Origin of the sequence: Paraburkholderia sp. J63, assembly GCF_905220245.1 — a bacterium.
Classification (GTDB): domain Bacteria; phylum Pseudomonadota; class Gammaproteobacteria; order Burkholderiales; family Burkholderiaceae; genus Paraburkholderia.
This window is the reverse complement of record NZ_CAJMZF010000014.1, coordinates 148957-165577: the sequence shown is the minus strand read 5'-3', so window position 1 is coordinate 165577 and position 16621 is coordinate 148957. Positions and strand designations below refer to the sequence as shown.

At 56.2% G+C, this 16621-nt stretch carries 11 protein-coding genes; 1 reads left to right on the top strand and 10 read right to left on the bottom strand.

Annotation, left to right across the window (positions count from 1 at the left end):
• Nucleotides 1-630: a TetR/AcrR family transcriptional regulator gene (locus U5775_RS17695; RefSeq protein WP_322059377.1), complete on the top strand. Its 630-nt coding sequence runs from the start codon at nt 1-3 to the stop codon at nt 628-630.
• 403 nt (nt 631-1033) lie between these two features.
• On the opposite strand, the gene U5775_RS17690 is transcribed toward U5775_RS17695, so the two are convergent.
• The 10 genes from U5775_RS17690 to U5775_RS17645 form a co-directional block, all read right to left on the bottom strand.
• On the bottom strand, nt 1034-5419 hold the full coding sequence (locus U5775_RS17690; RefSeq protein WP_322059376.1) for a hypothetical protein: 4386 nt from the start codon (nt 5417-5419) through the stop codon (nt 1034-1036).
• 1328 nt (nt 5420-6747) lie between these two features.
• The gene (locus U5775_RS17685) at nt 6748-8262 is read right to left on the bottom strand and encodes a J domain-containing protein (protein WP_322059375.1); all 1515 of its coding nucleotides are present in this window, start codon (nt 8260-8262) and stop codon (nt 6748-6750) included.
• 194 nt (nt 8263-8456) lie between these two features.
• Nucleotides 8457-10400 (bottom strand): helix-hairpin-helix domain-containing protein, encoded by a 1944-nt coding sequence (locus U5775_RS17680; RefSeq protein WP_322059374.1) that lies wholly within the window; start codon nt 10398-10400, stop codon nt 8457-8459.
• Complete coding sequence (locus tag U5775_RS17675) at nt 10401-11162, bottom strand: PP2C family serine/threonine-protein phosphatase (RefSeq protein ID WP_322059373.1); 762 nt, start codon at nt 11160-11162, stop codon at nt 10401-10403.
• Nucleotides 11159-11833 carry a vWA domain-containing protein gene (locus tag U5775_RS17670; protein ID WP_322059372.1) on the bottom strand — a complete coding sequence of 225 codons (675 nt, stop codon included), beginning with the start codon at nt 11831-11833 and terminating at the stop codon, nt 11159-11161. The genes U5775_RS17675 and U5775_RS17670 overlap by 4 nt, the downstream gene beginning before the upstream one ends.
• A 128-nt stretch (nt 11834-11961) precedes the next feature.
• Nucleotides 11962-12810 (bottom strand): restriction endonuclease, encoded by an 849-nt coding sequence (locus tag U5775_RS17665; protein WP_322059371.1) that lies wholly within the window; start codon nt 12808-12810, stop codon nt 11962-11964.
• A gap of 83 nt (nt 12811-12893) precedes the next feature.
• Nucleotides 12894-13064, bottom strand: a complete 171-nt coding sequence (locus U5775_RS17660; protein ID WP_322059370.1) for a hypothetical protein — start codon at nt 13062-13064, stop codon at nt 12894-12896.
• Between the two features lie 40 nt (nt 13065-13104).
• On the bottom strand, nt 13105-14880 hold the full coding sequence (locus U5775_RS17655) for a DUF3732 domain-containing protein (RefSeq protein ID WP_322059369.1): 1776 nt from the start codon (nt 14878-14880) through the stop codon (nt 13105-13107).
• A 74-nt stretch (nt 14881-14954) separates the two neighbouring features.
• On the bottom strand, nt 14955-15347 hold the full coding sequence (locus tag U5775_RS17650; protein ID WP_322059368.1) for a three component ABC system middle component: 393 nt from the start codon (nt 15345-15347) through the stop codon (nt 14955-14957).
• A gap of 46 nt (nt 15348-15393) precedes the next feature.
• Nucleotides 15394-16608 carry an ABC-three component system protein gene (locus U5775_RS17645; RefSeq protein WP_322059367.1) on the bottom strand — a complete coding sequence of 405 codons (1215 nt, stop codon included), beginning with the start codon at nt 16606-16608 and terminating at the stop codon, nt 15394-15396.
• Between the last annotated feature and the right edge of the window lie 13 nt (nt 16609-16621).

The following is a 16621-nucleotide window of genomic DNA, read 5'->3' as shown; positions in this document are numbered from 1 at the left end:
ATGGCAACGACAACAACGAAACGCGACACTGGTCGCCGCGCGGAACTGGTTCGGCTGGGGGTAGCTATCCTAACCGAAAAGGGTTTCTACAATTTCTCGCTTGATGAACTGGTCGCACTCGCTGGGGTACCGAAGGGCTCCTTCCACTACTATTTCAACAACAAGGATGCTTACGCTATCGAGGTTATTCAGGCGTATGGCGACTACTTTGTAAAGAAGCTCGATACGCATTTGACGAATACCACGCTCTCCCCGATGGAGCGAATTAAGGCGTTTACCGAAGACGCTGCACGGGGCATGCAGCGACACAAATTCAAACGTGGATGCCTCGTGGGGAACCTGAGCCAGGAGCTTGCAGCGCTGGATGAGAACTTCCGCAATGCGCTTCTCAACGTGCTCGGAGAATGGCGCAGTCGCATCCGTGAATGTCTTGATGAAGGCAAACGTGTTGGTGAGATTCGTGAGGATGCAGATACCACGGCGCTCGCGCGGTACTTCTGGAACGCATGGGAGGGCGCCGTAATGTGCTCCAAGCTAGAAAAGTCGAGGCAACCGCTCGATGATGCAAGTGCTGCCTTCTTGGCACATTTAGCGTGTCCTAATAGCCGCAAAATTCCCGCGGCGGGCTGATGATTGAGCAATACGGATTACTTGAACCCTAGCTTGAGGGGTCGAGCCCGGGTTCATTTTTTATTTTCGTTTCCAAGTTTCGTTATCCACTCATGACATGGTCGTTTCGAACTCACTCTGCTCTTTCTGGAATGTAGCAACAAATTCACTTTCCTCATCGTTGAGCCTGAATACGCGCGAAGCGTGTCGGGTAACACGCCTCACAAGTGGCAACTCGACCGTGCTCAAGCTTATTGTTTTCCTAAGCAGCCAGGTGGGCAGCAGGCAATCCGTTCGCAATACGAATGTAAATGCAGAATCTCGCTGAAGGGCCTTTGCGCCCACGTCGTGCACCGTGGCGACAATATAAACCGCACGTACCGACGCTATGAGCGCGAAAACCAGACGGTCACAACGTAGCTCGTCATTGTCTCTGTCGGGGGTCAGAGAAGTCGATACCGACGACTGTCAGTCCGTGGATGTTGTCGGGAAACTGTGAAAACAACTCGTTCGCCCTTGTCTCGAGAAGCGAGATAAGTTCTGAAAAGTCGATAAGCTTCTTATCGCTTGGTCGTTGCCATCTTCGCGTCGGTTCTGTGTTGCCAACTGCGTAGATACCATAGTTGACGCCATCGGCCCTCAAATATTGCCCAACGAGCTGGACTTCCAAGCGCTCCATAAGACTCTCCACCGTCCAACCAAGGTTTGCTAGCTTCACTTCAACCGGTAAAGCACTCAACCCAGGAATCTCAATGCGAAGGTCTGGCCTCTGGTTGAGGTCCACCGTGGATTCCTGCGTAACCGCAAACCAGCTCAGGGAGCGGTGGTCGAGTTGTCGTTTGAGGAAGCCTTGGAAGTGTGCCTCTCGGTCGCCGGCGCGTACCTGCAGTCGGTCTGTCGCATTCTCAGAAATCTCTACATTGGCCTTAATATCAGCCAAAAGACGGGTCACCAGCTCATATAGCTGGTAGTTGGACCGAGGCTTGTGCCGATAGTGGGTTCCGAAAGATTGAACATCTTCCGGGAACCATGCCGTCGGGTCAGCTTGTTTGCCGTTTCTCTCGTCCTGTATGCTCAAAATCCATTCAACGTCGCCAGGCAGAGTTTTGTTCTCAAGGAAGCCTCGCAATACAGAATCGCATTCCGGCGAATCCGACGTGCGAAGCACTTCCCACAGCCTCGCCCGGAAGTCCTGTGCGTCGTCTCGAGCGACGGGTGAATATGCCCCCTGATTTGCCCGGTCAATATCATTTTCTCGACGAACATGCCGGCAGACCAAAGGAAGCAGGCGGGCCAAGGACGCTGGCGCGAGATACGAAGCGCGCCCCACCGGCAAATCCCCGCCGAAGCGGCCACCTAGATTCGCGCAGAGCGAAATGACCAACTCGTCGGCGTCGTCCTGTGCGATGTAGCCTGCGATTACAGATTCGAGATGCGCAATTGCCGGCAGCGCGTCCAATTTGAGCCACATACCCATCCATGTCAGCCAGCGGCCGTGGGATGGTACATATTGCTTCACTCGGGTAGACGCGAGACCGGCAAGGTCGTCATAGTATGAATCACTTGTTCGTAGCAGTGTTGTCGTAGCCTGCTTGAGAACTTCATTGTGCAGTGGGTCAGCACCTGACAAGGTACGCCATAGCGCCATAGCTGATGCGCTAGTTGGCGATTTCGCTGCGGCCAACTTGGCGATAACCTCATGGACGAGCGGCAGGTCAGCGGCATATTTGAATTCGGCGCCTATAGCAGGCGACAGCGCATCAGCCACCTCGTCTGGAAACGCTAGCGCGAGAGCTTCGAACCATTCCGGCAAGCCATTGAGTTCACAGCACGCGAACCTCACCGCGCGCGTCACATCGGCTTGCCCAAAGTCGCCAAACGTGAGACGGCCCGCTTCCCATTCCGATTGAAGCGCAATCAGACCGAAAGTCGACCGAATATCGACAGAATTCTTTTCTTTCCGCTCGGATGGCAGTTCTGGAGAATAGGTCAGCCAAAAATTGAGACACCCCGCTTCAGCAGCCGAAGCAGGCGCGCGCCCCCACTTGGCGCGAACTTTATCCCATGCCACCACTCCGTATTTTGTCGCACTGCTATCGTGCATTACTGCGACCAGGTATTGGATAGCACGTGGATAATTTCCCGACCGAATTCCAGAGAGATGAGTCCACAGCCAATACTTCGACCGGATTTCGTCTCGCCGACGCCGCCATACTACTTTCCGAATTGTCCACCAATGAGCATCGAGAAGGCGTAGACGCACATACTTGTCATATCGCTTATGAAATGGCGCTATCACTCTGTTCTTAAGATGCGAAATCACAAATGGGCGAAGGTCCTTGTGAGTCAATGTCCGACGTAGCTTCCATGCGATAGTCGGTAGCGACTTATGCGTTCTCCATGATAGAAAGAGCGCCGCCTCGATTGCGACTCGCCTGTCATCTGCGTCTGTGCAATGAAGACCGTCAGAAATCATCCATTCCAAATCGGCAAGTCGCCATGGCAGCACGCTGTGATAGGGGTCGAGCCGATGCGTTGGCGGCTCCTTTTTTTCAGTTGCGCGAAAGTGAGCGACACGTCGCCAAAAAATGGCACGGCGGAGCTCAGGATTTTTTTCCAGCGCGCCTCGTATCTTCTCCAACTGCGGCTTCTCGTCAGAGTCACCAGTGCCTTCGAACATGATTCGATGTTCGACTTGCAAGATGGTCTCAAATATCGCGTCAATTTCTGTATCGGAGTATGCAGATTTTCCTAGCACAGCGGCCAGAGCTGGCACGATTAGCTCTGAGACCCAGTAATAATGTTCGGACGCACGGCGAGGCGCACTGATTGGCTCATGCGCCAACATAGCGACGATACCTTTCAGAAACGGCATCCCATTGGTGTCATCGAGAGACTCTGCCAGCTTAGATTTAACTGAATTCTGGAACTCGATTTCGTAGCGGCTGACGGACGTAGCCCTTTGAAGGAGCTCGAGAGCGCCATTGACGGAGATGCTCGCGGGAAAGAGCGTCTCAAAGAGATAACCAAGAGTCCTATTGTCAATGTTCTCGACAAGCTTATAGCTATCTGACAACCGCATCTTATGCGTCGGCGTTCCCGCATCGCGAATAGTAAGGACCGCATAGCGACGTATTTCCTCTGAAGTTGTGGAGCCCTCGAACAGCGCGACGACGCTCTCCGCACACTCCGTGAGCTTGCCCTCCATAACTATCATCAGCAGGCGGGCCTTCAGACCATCCGAAACTTCATCGTCGACCAAGTAGGTTGAAATATCCTCTGCAAGCTCGGCGTCTGCAATTCGAGCAAGAGATTCGTGGTCTACTTCGATTGGAACGTACTCGCGGCTGCGATACTTCTGCACGATGGCCGCCAGGACGCGTTTGCGATAGTTAATCGACAGTGCCGCTGGGTCCCCCCATAGCAGATGAATTTCTGGTGCCGTCTCTAGCAATAATGTCTCCAGCCGGCCACGCCACGCAGATGCATCATGCTTCACCAGCCAAGCGGCAACAGGCCTCATCGAAGCACGCAGAGTTGTTACACCATTGGACCGTGCGAACAGTAGCTCTCGTAGAGACTCGAACGAGCAGTTGTGCTCCATCAAACGTTCAATCCACGACGCAGCTAGGTACTCTACGTGCGACCGATGGTGGAAAGAAAGTGCACCACGGCTTTCCGAATCGAATAACGCTCGGTCGAGCAGTGCTCGTCTCTGTTGTGATGTCCAATCGCTCGGAAGGACAAGGTCGGCCGCAATGTGCCTCTGGTCAGAAATATGAGCATCGTCGGGGACAGCAAACTTAAGGTTCTTGCAAAGTACCGCAGCCGCCGCGAGATATTCAGCTCCGGCCCTCGCACGCTCCGGCGTCAAAGGGTCGCCCCGCTCTTTATTGGATACCTCGGCGAGTAGCTTGCGAACCATGTACTCCGTCAATGCCGTCAGACCGCTCAGCTCCCGATTTTCCTTCCAATAGCTGTACAGGCTTGCGACATCGAGCGGACGACCAGCAAAAGGCCAAGCATTGTGCTTGCTCAACGCTTCCAGAAATTTCTCTGCGTCCAGAATGCCTTTGCTCTGGGCGAAAGTGCGAACCTGGTCCGGTGTGAGTGGAAGGATTGTGGTAACGAGAATTTCTTCCGGCGTCGTTTCTCGCCTTTCAGGTGGAGCTACAAACCGCTCTCTTATTGCCTCGCGGTCTGTCTGCGGGCGCCACTCGCTAATTCTCGAACTGACTACCAGCTGTGCCCGAAATCGAGCCGGTCCGAGCGCTCTGCCAAGCCGGTCGAGCGCGGTAATGAAATCATCATCGCGCTTCAACTTTGACTCATCGACTGCATCGAGCAAGAAAAGCGCAGTGCTGGCTGATTTCTTCCAGCGCTCGAATCGGTCTAACTCCTCGTCAGACAGAATAGCCTTGATGTCTTCGGTGACTAATTGTTCGAGACGCAGGAAGAAACTGTCGGGGTGACAGCGTTGTTGAGAGCGAAGCTCCTCCGACTTCCCACTGCCCGGTTCACCGAGCACGACGACTAAGCGGTGGCCAAGTAGTCCCTGCCAGTCGAGCGTGGAGTAGTTGCTAACATATTCCGAAACATAGCTCTGAGTCGCAATATCATCAATCGACTCCTCATCGCGATAACGCTGAAATTTTCGACCGAGTTCAACAAAGGCACCAGTGTGCTTTTGAGCGGACTCCGGTAAATCCGTATCTGCTGAACTAAAAGTTGCCTTTGCGTCCAAAGTTGCCCCCGGGCGATTTCGGTTGTTTCCTGCGATTTTACGCCGACACAGAGCGTTCCAATCCACCGCGCTTGCGTCCTGAGACAGGCGCGAAACGCAAAGCGCGTGATTCTGGCGGACCGCTGGCTCCGATAGTCGAGACTCCGCTTCGGACGTTTCTGCTCGCAGTAGTTAGCTACATTACGTGGCGGCCAAACCTCCCGGTAAACTACGAGGCGCCTTCGAACGTAGATAAGCTTTGACCTAGCCGGAAACATCAATGCTCTGACCCGTCTCCTTGTTGGTCAGCCGCGGCCCACAGCGCACAAGCCGCTGGCCTCGCTGCCAAACCCGCAGGATTGCCTTGTCGCTATCGGCCGCAGGCGTGAGCCGCGTGTAGTCGGATAGGAATGCATAGTCGCCGTTCGTCTCGACTGCCCCCAGCCAGAACGCTTCACAGCGCGGCTTCGCCGGTGTGTTCGCCGGAATGTCGGGCGGGACAATGGTAGGGGCCAGGCTAGCGACTGGCGGAGGTGACGGTGTGCCTGCCATAGAGGGCGGCCGAGGAGGTGTTGTCTGCATCGACTGCAGGGGGAGTTGCTGCGCTTCTTGTTGGGTGGCGTTCTGCGCATCTTCTGCCAACCAGTCCCGGTGGCAACTCCACTGCAGCGATGGCGTCTCGCAAGCCCGGCGGTTAATCTGATGCTCGACTTGCCGTACCGCAACTGCCTGCTGTGGTGTCAACTGGCTGTGGTCACACAGCGAAGATAATGTGCCCTTTATGCAGGTGGCATAGTTCTTGTCTTGCGGAGACTGCCACGCCGTTTGAGCCGGTGCCTCTGTCTGGCTTTGACCGGAGGCATCATCCTCCGCGAGCCAGTCTCGACGGCAATTGAATTGAAGCGCCGGTGTTGAGCAGTACTGGCGATTTACCCTATGCTCTGCCTGCCGTACTTCGGCAGCCTGCTGAGGCGTGAGCTGGTCGTGACGGCATAGGCCCGGGAGTCGCCCACTGCTGCACGTCGAGTAATTAGCAGCAAGCTCAGCCTGCCGAACCGTTTCTGCCTGTTCGGGCGTAAGGAGGTCATGGCGGCAAAGGCCCGGAAGTCGTCCACTGCTGCACGTCGAGTAATTAGCAGCAAGCTCAGCCTGCCGGACCGTTTCTGCCTGTTCAGGCGTAAGGAGGTCATGGCGGCAAAGGCCTGGCAGCCGCCCACTGCTACACGTCGAGTAGTTCTGCCTTAGCTCTGCCTGTCGAACGGCTTCAGCCTGCTGCGGCGTGAGGAGATTATGCTGACACAGAGACGGAGCCACGCCGGACATACATGTCGTCAGGTTCTGGTCATACTGCGCCCACGCTGGGCTAGGCCAGAGCCCAAGGACTGTGAACAGGAAAAGGAGCGTGGGGAGCGCCTTCATTGCTGAGCTCCTGCGGTGTTGACCGTCGAAGTCGCTTCAGAGGCGGTTGCGGTGGCCGACGTGGAGGGCGCTGACGAAGCCGTGCCATCTTCGCGCTTATCGAGAACGTACGTTTTTCCGTCATAGTGAGCCATCAAGGTCCCGTCTACTGGCTCAGCGACACCGTTCGCGTTTAGGTGCATCCCAGAGATGGTGAGTTCCATCGGATACCAAGGACTCCTATTGTCACGGGCAAATCGCACAGCGACGTCATATCTCTCGCAAGCGCTTTTCTGCTGCTGGCATTGGCCAGTACCCGAGTTGTCCCTACCTGTCCGCAACAAGGCAAGTTTTTGGAGGCCCCTTGGCTCGATGCTGAACAGAGTGACCCAGTGGTTCACCTCCCCCATCCCCATCCATCCGTCCTCAAAAACCAGCCCCAGGCGCTTTCTACCCAGTTCGACCAATGCCACCGTTGAGAAATCGTATTTGCCGAAACCGCCCAATTCGGTCAGGTCCTGCATCGGAGCCGACACCGATTCGTCGCCCTTTTTGTTGACGGTTGTGATGACGGACGAAACAACGACGGGACACGCATGGCACTCGTAGCCGCTCTGGTTATTCGGAACAGACTGCAACAGGTAGAGAACCCGTTTCCCGTAAGGAAGGGGAACGCGCAGTGCAACTTTCGTGTTGAAGTAGCCACTGTCGGAGGAAGGTAGTTGCGTGTCCGCCGGCAGGTGGAACGACGTGGCCGCGCGGGTAGCCGTTCCCTCGACGGTGTCAGGTGCTACCAGCTCAGGCACTGAAGTCATAAAGGCATAAGGTCCCGGGCCAGCTGGCGCCATGCTGGCAGGCAGCGGAGTCGACGCAGCGGCAGGTACGGAGGATGACGCCTGCGCAGTGCGTGTAAGCGACCGCTTAGCGGACTGGTCAATGGCGCTGAGAAGTCCGGCCAGCACTCCAACCAAAACCACAATACCAACAATGGCAGGGACGCGGTCGCGCCAGGACTTGGTGGCAGCAGGTACTGAAGAGTAAGACCCAAGGCCGGGCAACTGGGTTTGCGAGCCGACCGTTGGTGAGCCACCCGCCCGTGTGCCGGCCGCCGGCGCCACACTCCCCGCTGAAAACAGAGCTGCTACCGACGCGGCGATGTGGGCAGGACACTCGTGCAGGAGCAGCAGGTCTTCAATCCGCTGGCCAGAGTAGCCTTGGCCGCGCAGTTCCATGGCCCATTCGACCATGCTGCTGGCAAACGTTTCTTCCGGGTCTACGGTGCCGACGGAGGAGTTGAAAGAAGGGGGCGTTCTGCCCGGGTGGCGCTGGACGTCATAGGCGCCACGCCGAGTTTCGTCGGACAGGACGTACCAGGCCCGTGCGAGGTCCGCGAAGCGGCGGGCGGCGTCCAGCGGATTTCGCTCAGCATAGGCAGGATGGACCTTCGGCGCCGCGTACCGGTAGGCCTGGTTGATTTCGGCAGTCGAAGCGTCTTCCCTGACGCCCAAAATGCCATAGTAATTATCTGTCATGCCAATCCCCGCGCACTCCTGCCTACGTAGTCTTCTGCACAGTTTCGTATGCCGGCAGCTTACAAGGAACTGTGGCGTTCGCCGCCCGCCACGAGGGCAAAGGACAACCTGAAAATGCTTTGACGAAAAGCAGCAAACCGCATTCTGGCCTCTTATGCTTTTTAGAAAAAATTCTGCCACACAGAGCGGGAACGCTACTGCACGGCCTTGAGGTCGAGCTCAGCCTGCGCCACCTGCTGGTCCGCGTTGAGCACCATCTCTCGCACCATCGTGCGCTGCTGTTCAAGCTTCACACGAATTTGCCGGAGCGCTTCCGGGCCCGCCTTCAGCTGTGTCTCTAGCTGGCTTCTGAGTTGTGTGTAGCGCTGCTGCAGCGCGGCGATGTCCGCGGGGTCAATGCCCTTCGCCGGGTCGAAAACAAACTGCCCTTCGAGTCGCTTGCGCCACCCCACCAGTTCGCCCGTCAGCTGCTCGCCAAAGCCCGAGATGGCTTTGACCCGGTTCCAGGAAATATCCGCAGCAGACTCGATGCCGAATGATGACAGCGTCGCCTTCCGCACCGGTCCGATGCCCGGGATGTCGTGGTCCGAGATGAAGAACCGCTCCAGATACTTACGAAGCTGGAGTTCACGGACGTTGGCATGCAGCTTGTTCCGGTCGGAAGTGAAACGGTTGCCAAGGTCCTCATACTCCTCGCGCGTCTGCCTGAGTTCCGCGAGCTTCTCCTGAAAGAGCTTGTCAGTAGCGATTTTGTTCCACTGCGACCAGGCTGCGACTGAGATTCGCTTTGCGTTGGCAAGTGCATCCTTGCGCCGACCCACCTCGGGTTGTTCCTTGTTCCAGCCGAAAAAGAGAACGGCAGCCACAATCAGCACGCCCAAAAGCAGGTGCTGGAGCTCGAAGATGCCCAACATCACGAGTCCGACAGCGGCACAGCGTCGGGCAAGGCGCCACATTCTTGCAGCCCTGAGGTCAGCTGGCGAGGGCTTGGCCTTCATGTCGGCGGGTCTCACGAACGCTGGCGCCGGTGCGGTGCCAGGTGATGGGACGCCGGTGATGGCTGCCCAGACCTGCCCAATGTGAAAACTCGAGCCCCCGGCTCCGACAGCTGGCGCAACAGGCACGACAGCAAGAAAGGCAATGTAGCCGGTCTGTCGTTCCAGCTCGCACCATGGGCAACTTCCGAGCCCGCCGTAGTACCGGTGAGCCGGGTTCGTTGCGCATTCACGCAGCCGCTCTTTGAGCCCGTTGAGCGCCGTAATCCAGTCTATCGCCGTGGGCCGACCGTCTGGCTTCGCGCCATCCTCCGAAAATGCACGCTCGAACATCGCTGCCATCGCTGGTGGCAAGATTTCCGGCCCAACGGTATTGGGAGGTGGACGCATGCCTCGCTTGCCGACAGGCACCGCGTACGCATACCGGAATTCCTGGATGGCCGTCTCCGGCGGCATATCGCGCTGGCCCGAGTAGACCCCGAAGAACGGGTGCCGACCCAGCAGGAGAAGGTGGAAGACGAGCAACGCGAGACCGAAGTTGTCGTGGTTCGGGGTCCGCAGAAGCCCCTTGAAGCTGGACAGGCCCTGAAGCTCCGGCGCCGTGAAGTGCGGCACCCCTACCTCGCAGAGATACGGTGCTTTCCCGTTGGGAATCTGGAACGAGTCACAGTCGATGAGCCGGGCCAGCGAGTTGTGGCCGACAAACACGAGATTCGGATTCACATCCCCAATCACACAGCCGCTCGCGTGGATGGTGGAAAAGGCGGCTGCGACGTTGCGCGCCGCGTTCACGAGGAATGCCCAGTCGGCGCTTGGGAACTGCTGCTTGCGGTGTGCCGGCCCGTAAAGGTGGTGAAGAGGTTCGGCGTTGGACGCGCGTGGCATGAGAAAGCCACGAACAGGCCCGTTAGCGCCGGGATGGAGCGTCTGGATTGGCCAAGCAGCAATGTCCTTGAGGCGGTCGTCTGCGCGCGCAATCATTGCCCGCAGCTTTGCCTGTTTGTCGTGCGCAAGAGGGTCGTGATAGACCTTCGCCACCACGTTCTGTCCGATGGACGGCACCTCGTGGACCGAGCCCTCTCCCCCTCTGCCCAGCACTCGGCCCAGCGTGATGCGCCGCCCCTGCCCGTCGTAATACTCCATTTATGCGGTCCCGCGCGTGGCCATCACCAGCGTCTTGTCGTCGTCGGTCCGCTCGTTGATGGGCGCGCTGCCAAGGAACTGAGCAAGGTGGTCGCAAAGCTCCCCACACTCTTCAGGTCGCTTGCCTCTCAGCACGGCGAACATCGGGTCGAAGAATGGATGGTGCGGCATCCGATTCTCAAAAGACAACGCGAGCCGCTGGAGGCCATCGCTGAAGAGCGCGATTTCTTCGACCTGCATCGCGGACGCCACGACCTCCAGATTCGACAACGCGTCCTCGTCGGTCACGAAGTGCGTCATGTTCACGTACGGCCCCTCCTCGGGCCAGAACACGACCCCTTGCGCCGCGGGGTTCGTCACAACTATCGCGCCATCGCCAATCTGGAAAAAGAGCCCGTCGCGTTCGCCCACGACCGCGCCAAGAAGTGTGCAGGCGTAGTCGCGTGTGGTCTCCTGTGCCTCATCGGCTGCAGCCTGAATAGCACTGCGCACGGCTTTCAGCCAGCCAGCAGGTTTTTCTCGGTCGAGCATCTCACCGCTTTGCAATGTGGCCTCGATGCTCGCCAATGCCGTCGAGCAGGCGAGAGCGGAGCCCTGCGCGGCGAAGCGCGCGCTACCCGCACCGTCAGACACGAGGCAGACGAGAAAGGAGGCCCCGTCGTGGCCGCTCACCAAGCTCGTGAGGCATGAGTCCTGGCAGTATCCGTCGCTTGCTTCATGAGATGTGCCGATAACGCTCGCGCTAATAGCACGCCAGCTCACACTTCCGCCCAACCGGCTGGCGAAGCAAGTGCGACCTTATCACCGGGCGTCGACTGCGATACAGACTTCATCGAGTTCGAGAGCCACTGGAACAGCTCACGGAATTTCAGTCCCTCGAGCTTGACCGGGTCACGTGCTGAAATCTGCTTCAGAACGTCCGTGTTCGCATTGCCCACGGCGACGGCAAAAAAGGCGAAGGACTTGGCAGTTTCGCCTTCGCGAACGAGAGCGGCGGCCGCCTGCCAATCATCGGTCGGCGCACCGTCCGTAATGAGAAACACCCAGGGTCGATAGAACGCGATGCCGTTTGCGCGGTATTCGTCCTTGCGCTGGCGCAGTAGCTCGAGCCCCTGCTTGATGGCCGAGCCCATCGGCGTATCCCCCGTTGCTTCCAGAATGGGCGGAATGAAATTAGGGGCCGTCTGGAAGGTGTTTCGGATTTGCGCCGGCCCAAAGGTGACGACCGCTACCTCCACACGCTTCATCGCCAGCGTGTCTGCGGCCAAGTCATTCTTGAAGGTGGCAAGCCCTGCGTTGAGCTCGTTGATGGGTGCCCCACGCATGGAGGCGGAGGTGTCGAGCAATAGCAGGCAGGGACAGCGAGGCTCGGGGTTGTCTGCAAAACTATCGGTGCCGAACGGCACCTGGCTGGAAAACTCGTTATCAGACATCGCACTCCCCCGGGTTTATGTAATCTCGACAATCATAGCCAGACAAACAAGCACAGAAAAGGTATTTTCTGGACCGAAAAACCTAAGAACCAAACAGGTTCGAAATAAACTGGCCCGTTCATTGAGGGCTACCGGGAAAACAAATCCCTCACCCTCTCGAACGGCAATCCCGTCTCGGCGGCTCTCCTTACCTTGCGCTCGAGTACATGGTTCAACGGCAGTTGCCTGTCGAGGGTCTCGAAAAGGTCTAGGCCGTCCATGCAGATTACGCGCTTGCCACGCCCAAAAGCGCTTAGTCCATCACTGGTGAAGCCACTATTGCTAACAAACAAACCACGGGCCCATGCAGCTTTCTGTTCGAGCTTCCCGTGGAAAGCATGCAAGTCACCCGCGCCCGTGAGTTCGGATTGCCACTTTGCCTCTACCAAATAGGTCTCACCTTGCAAGGCGAAACTGCCATCGATTTGTTCGCCTCGGAGGCGAAAAGGTTCTCGCGCCTCGAGTCCAAAAGTGTCGAACGCATCCTTAAGCCACGCTTCGAAGGCGTAGCCTCGCGGTTGAGGTGCCAGCGAGGAGAGGTCGAGAAGTCTCTGCTTCAGCAACACGATTCGATGAACGTCGAATGCCGGCTTCGGAGCATCTCCCTGGCTGAGTCCAGCGCTGGGTTTGCCTTCCATTCGGTCAATTAGCGAAAGGAAACGCCCCTCTGCGTTTTGGACCCACTCCTCTCGTCCTATCTCCAACCTGACGGCTTCGCGATATTTCCAGAGTACTTTGAGCGTCCTGACTGAGGTCGCTAAGTCGACCTTGTTTAGAAAACACCTAAGTCGCTTCGCCTTTGAGGTTCCGTTCTCACGGTAAGCATTGTCGTCAATATCAACGTTCAGCTCCTCCGCGAAGAACCTGGCCATTGTTCGGTCTGAGAAGTCGAGCACATACCCGCCTCCCATCTCGAACAAGTCATCTACGAGCTTCATATCGAGAGTGCGTATATTCGGCGTTTTCATACGTTACGCATAGGATGAAGTCTGGGGCGAGCCGGCGAGGAAGTGGCGACTTCTCACGCCGCACCCATGGGTAGTTGAAACGCTAAGCCAAGCAAGCTACGTTTATCCGGCTGCCATAACTCTAAACCTTGATTTTGCTCACGCACGACGCCGTCATAGCTGGCAAGTCGGACACTGCGGGTGTCTAGCGCCTGCGCCAAAAAAACGGTTTGGTGGTGGTCCATCTATCTCCCCGACCACCGCCATTCAGAATGTCCAACCACGTCAGGCTTGCTGCCATGAAGACGGAATCAGCGCCTCGCCCCCGCGAAACTCGGGCAGCAGATGCACGTAGTTCATGTCGGCAAACGTGTCTTTAGGCACATGCTCGAACACAATCATCTGGAACTCTGTGTTGTGCACGTCATTCATTCGCTCGACGAAGTCGTTGAGCAACTTAAACGCAATCGAAACTTTCTCACTATCGCTATTTTCAAGAATCACATTATCGTTCGCCTTCTCGTCGGGGTAATACGGACGACTCGGCTGGTCGATGATGAGGAAGCTCGGAACAAAAGGCGATTGGTGGATTATCGCGACCTCGTGGAGCGCCAAGAACTGCAAGAGATGCAGGAACATGTGGTTGGAACTGCTGCCGACGTTCTCAATAAGGCTCGAGCGCGGCTTGCGCAGTCGCAATCGCTTTTCCTTGTAAGCGAAATCCGTCTGATAGGCTGCGTAGTTCGCGAGTGCGTTCTTCGTCTCCGCGAGCAGCCCCTGCGCGATTTCGTTAATCATCGAGATGACTGCGGCACGCGTTTCATCTACATCGCGCACTCCGATGGCGTCGATTTGCTCTTGAATCTCACTCGTTTGCAACGCGGGTACTTCAGCTGCGGCAACCGGAGCCACAGCGTCATATGCCGAAAAGCGCCCCTTCGCCTCCCCAACGAAAAGCCATTTCTCCCTTTCTGACGAAAATGACAGTGGCTCCCGTGGTAACCCCGTGATTTCCCGCTCCAGATTGTCCCGCTCATCCCGAAGAGACCGAACCATCGTCGTAATCTGGCCATCTACCGGTTGTTTCTTCGCGGTCGCCTTTTTCACTGCGAGCAAATCGGCCTTGAGGCTGCTTATGAGCTCATCAAATATCTCCGATTTGACAACGGTCGGTGCCTGCTTGATGAGCTGCTCGATGGGAAGCAAACTGTCTTCCGCGTTCTTCAGAGTGTCCTTATACGCGTGGTACTCGGACGTGAACTGGTCCAGTTGACGAAGCCGGCGCTCGACAGAGAACAGCTCTGCGCTTGCCTCTGCATAGCGGTCCAATGCACGCCCTGTGTCGGCCGACGCCGCCTCGTCGATTGCTCGCCTGACAACATCTCGCGAAATTGCGGAAGGGCTGCCGCTGAAAATGCCATACTCAGCAGCCTTGACTGCAATCTGGCGCACTTCCTTATCGAACTCGTCTTTGCCAGAGCTCAGTTGGGCGTTTTTTCGCTCAGCCCGTTGCATCTCCTTCTCAAGAAGCTCCTTGCGCTCACGTGCGGCCATATTCGCTAGGTCGTCAATACCCAGCGCCATGTCAAATATACGGGGCAACGCCTCACGGTAGCGGTCTTCTGCCTGCTTATCGAAGAAGACTTTGCTGTTCGTGATGATGTCTTCGGAGATGGTGTTAAAGAGAAAGAAATATCGGAACGATACCTTCGAGTTGGCTTTGAGTGCTTTGCCGCCGTACGCGACAGTCACCTTTTCATCGATATTGAACTCGCCCTCGAGTATCTTCCGAATGTCATCCTCCCTTGTCGTTGCCTCAGGGACATCTGGTACAACACCAGTCGACGAAAAGTAATATTCGTCTGAGACGTGGTTTCCTTGAGGACTTCTACGAGCAAGCGAATAGGTCTTGTCATTCACGTAGAACTTCAGTCCGTACCAACCCACGTTCTCGTTGATAATGCTGTCGGGCAACTTGTGCGAACTGGCGAGGAAGCAATAGTCGATGATGTCGAGCAGCGCGCTCTTGCCAGTGTGACTTTCACCAGAAAGTACGTTCACTCGGTTTCGAACGAACTCGAGACTACGGCGCTGGCCGCTCTTCGACCACAGAGTGATGGAATCAAAGCCGAAATTCAAAGCTGCACCCTAAAATTCAAATATAGTTCGTCAACCGGACTAGCCAGTACCGCCGCGATATGGCTAGCCGCCTTCGCGATTCGTAGCGCCCGCTGTCCAAAGCTCTTGTCGATGTTCAATGGCTGTACCAAGACTAGCTTGCCGTCAAACTTCACGTATCCAGCCGCAACTATCAGCTGGATAGCGTTCACTGTGACGGCCAGTCCTTCTTGAAAGCGCGAATTGAAGTTTGCGAATAGGTCTGGTCTGTGTGCAACTAGGGCAGCGGCTTCGCGCTTCGCAACGTTGCCGTTACCCATATATCTCACGGTCGCCTCGTGCATAACGAGGGGCATCACAAGGAGCGCTTGGGCGACACTCAACTGCTCGGCATGGGCGAGAACCGCCATCAATGCGGTCGCGCAAACCCCCACGTTGTTATATCCACCCCATCGCCTAGACATTGTTTTTCCAGTCTCTATGCCAGCCGATGCGGCCGATGTCTGAGAGGTAATAGAGTTCGCCATTACTAAACCTTATGTCGAGGTCCGTTTGGTTCAATTTGAAGCGCTCGCGCCTGAGTATCTTCAACAACTCCCTCGCCGCGGCAGCAACCTCCTTCAGATTGTCATCTTCTTCAAACGAGCCTTCAAATTCATTTTCCCACTGAGCGAACACATCGTCGTGAAATTCTTCTACTTCATCACTGATGATGTCTCCGTCCTGGACCCATCGGTCCAGATTCCTTGTCGCTCTCAGCTTGTGTTCTGTGTACTTAACCGCGAGTTCGTCGTCCGAGGGGGTAACGGCGTCAATTTCTATCAGTCGTTTAATGAATCTCTGTGCAAAGATGTCCTCAGGCAAATCTGGTTCAAACCTGTGGTACACCAGCTTCTTGCTCCGAGCGTCGTCGAATATCTTCGAATAGCGAGAAGCAAATTCTTCAAAGCTTATCCTGATGCTCTGACCGCTCTTCACCGCGAGGAAATTGTCACTTCTGATTCTCGAATCGAGGCGCTCGAACACGCCGTCGATTTTTTCCAAATCGATGATTTTTTCCCGGATTGACAGCTTGACGCGACCGATAATGTCCTGGCACTCAAGTTCGAAGCGAAGTTGCTCGAAGAACTTCTTCCGTACGGTCAAGTCGAGCTGCGCGACAGCCTCGATATACTTCTTGATGCCTGCATCTTGCGTCTTGCTCGTAAGATAATCGATGTGCGCTCGTAGCGGCTCAAAGTCACCGTCACCAGCCTGGTAATCGACAACTAGCTGAAGAAACGTGTTCGATTTACTGTGCGACTTATTAGAAACCAGATGGAATTCGGTCTTGTCGACGAACTTTAACTGCTCGGTGATTTCCTCTCGCCCATCAACCTTATCGCTGATGACTTGCGACCAGTTGTAAAGGGTTTTCCACAGGTCTGCATCGAGCTCCGAGAGCGCGATTGGAGCGCCAGCCGCGTTCGTTTGGACGGTGTGCTTGACCTGGTAGAGGATATTGAAATCCGCGTCGAGTTCAGTATGAACGTCGTCCTTGATTTCGAGACCAACGGATTGGCCTGTTCCCAGGTTCAAGATGCGATGAAGGAAATAATAGTATTGGTAGTCAAATCCAATACTCGTATCACCTGCGCTGGTCTTTTCAGTAAAGCTTTTTTCTTCTGCCACGTGCCGCGTCCAG

Excerpts from the sequence above, each read along its gene's own strand:
- U5775_RS17695 (WP_322059377.1), top strand. The coding sequence starts at position 1 with ATGGCAACGACAACAACGAAACGCGACACTGGTCGCCGCGCGGAACTG.
- U5775_RS17685 (WP_322059375.1), bottom strand. The coding sequence starts at position 8,262 with ATGACAGATAATTACTATGGCATTTTGGGCGTCAGGGAAGACGCTTCG.
- U5775_RS17680 (WP_322059374.1), bottom strand. The coding sequence starts at position 10,400 with ATGGAGTATTACGACGGGCAGGGGCGGCGCATCACGCTGGGCCGAGTG.
- U5775_RS17670 (WP_322059372.1), bottom strand. The coding sequence starts at position 11,833 with ATGTCTGATAACGAGTTTTCCAGCCAGGTGCCGTTCGGCACCGATAGT.
- U5775_RS17665 (WP_322059371.1), bottom strand. The coding sequence starts at position 12,810 with ATGAAGCTCGTAGATGACTTGTTCGAGATGGGAGGCGGGTATGTGCTC.
- U5775_RS17660 (WP_322059370.1), bottom strand. The coding sequence starts at position 13,064 with ATGGACCACCACCAAACCGTTTTTTTGGCGCAGGCGCTAGACACCCGC.
- U5775_RS17650 (WP_322059368.1), bottom strand. The coding sequence starts at position 15,347 with ATGGCGGTTCTCGCCCATGCCGAGCAGTTGAGTGTCGCCCAAGCGCTC.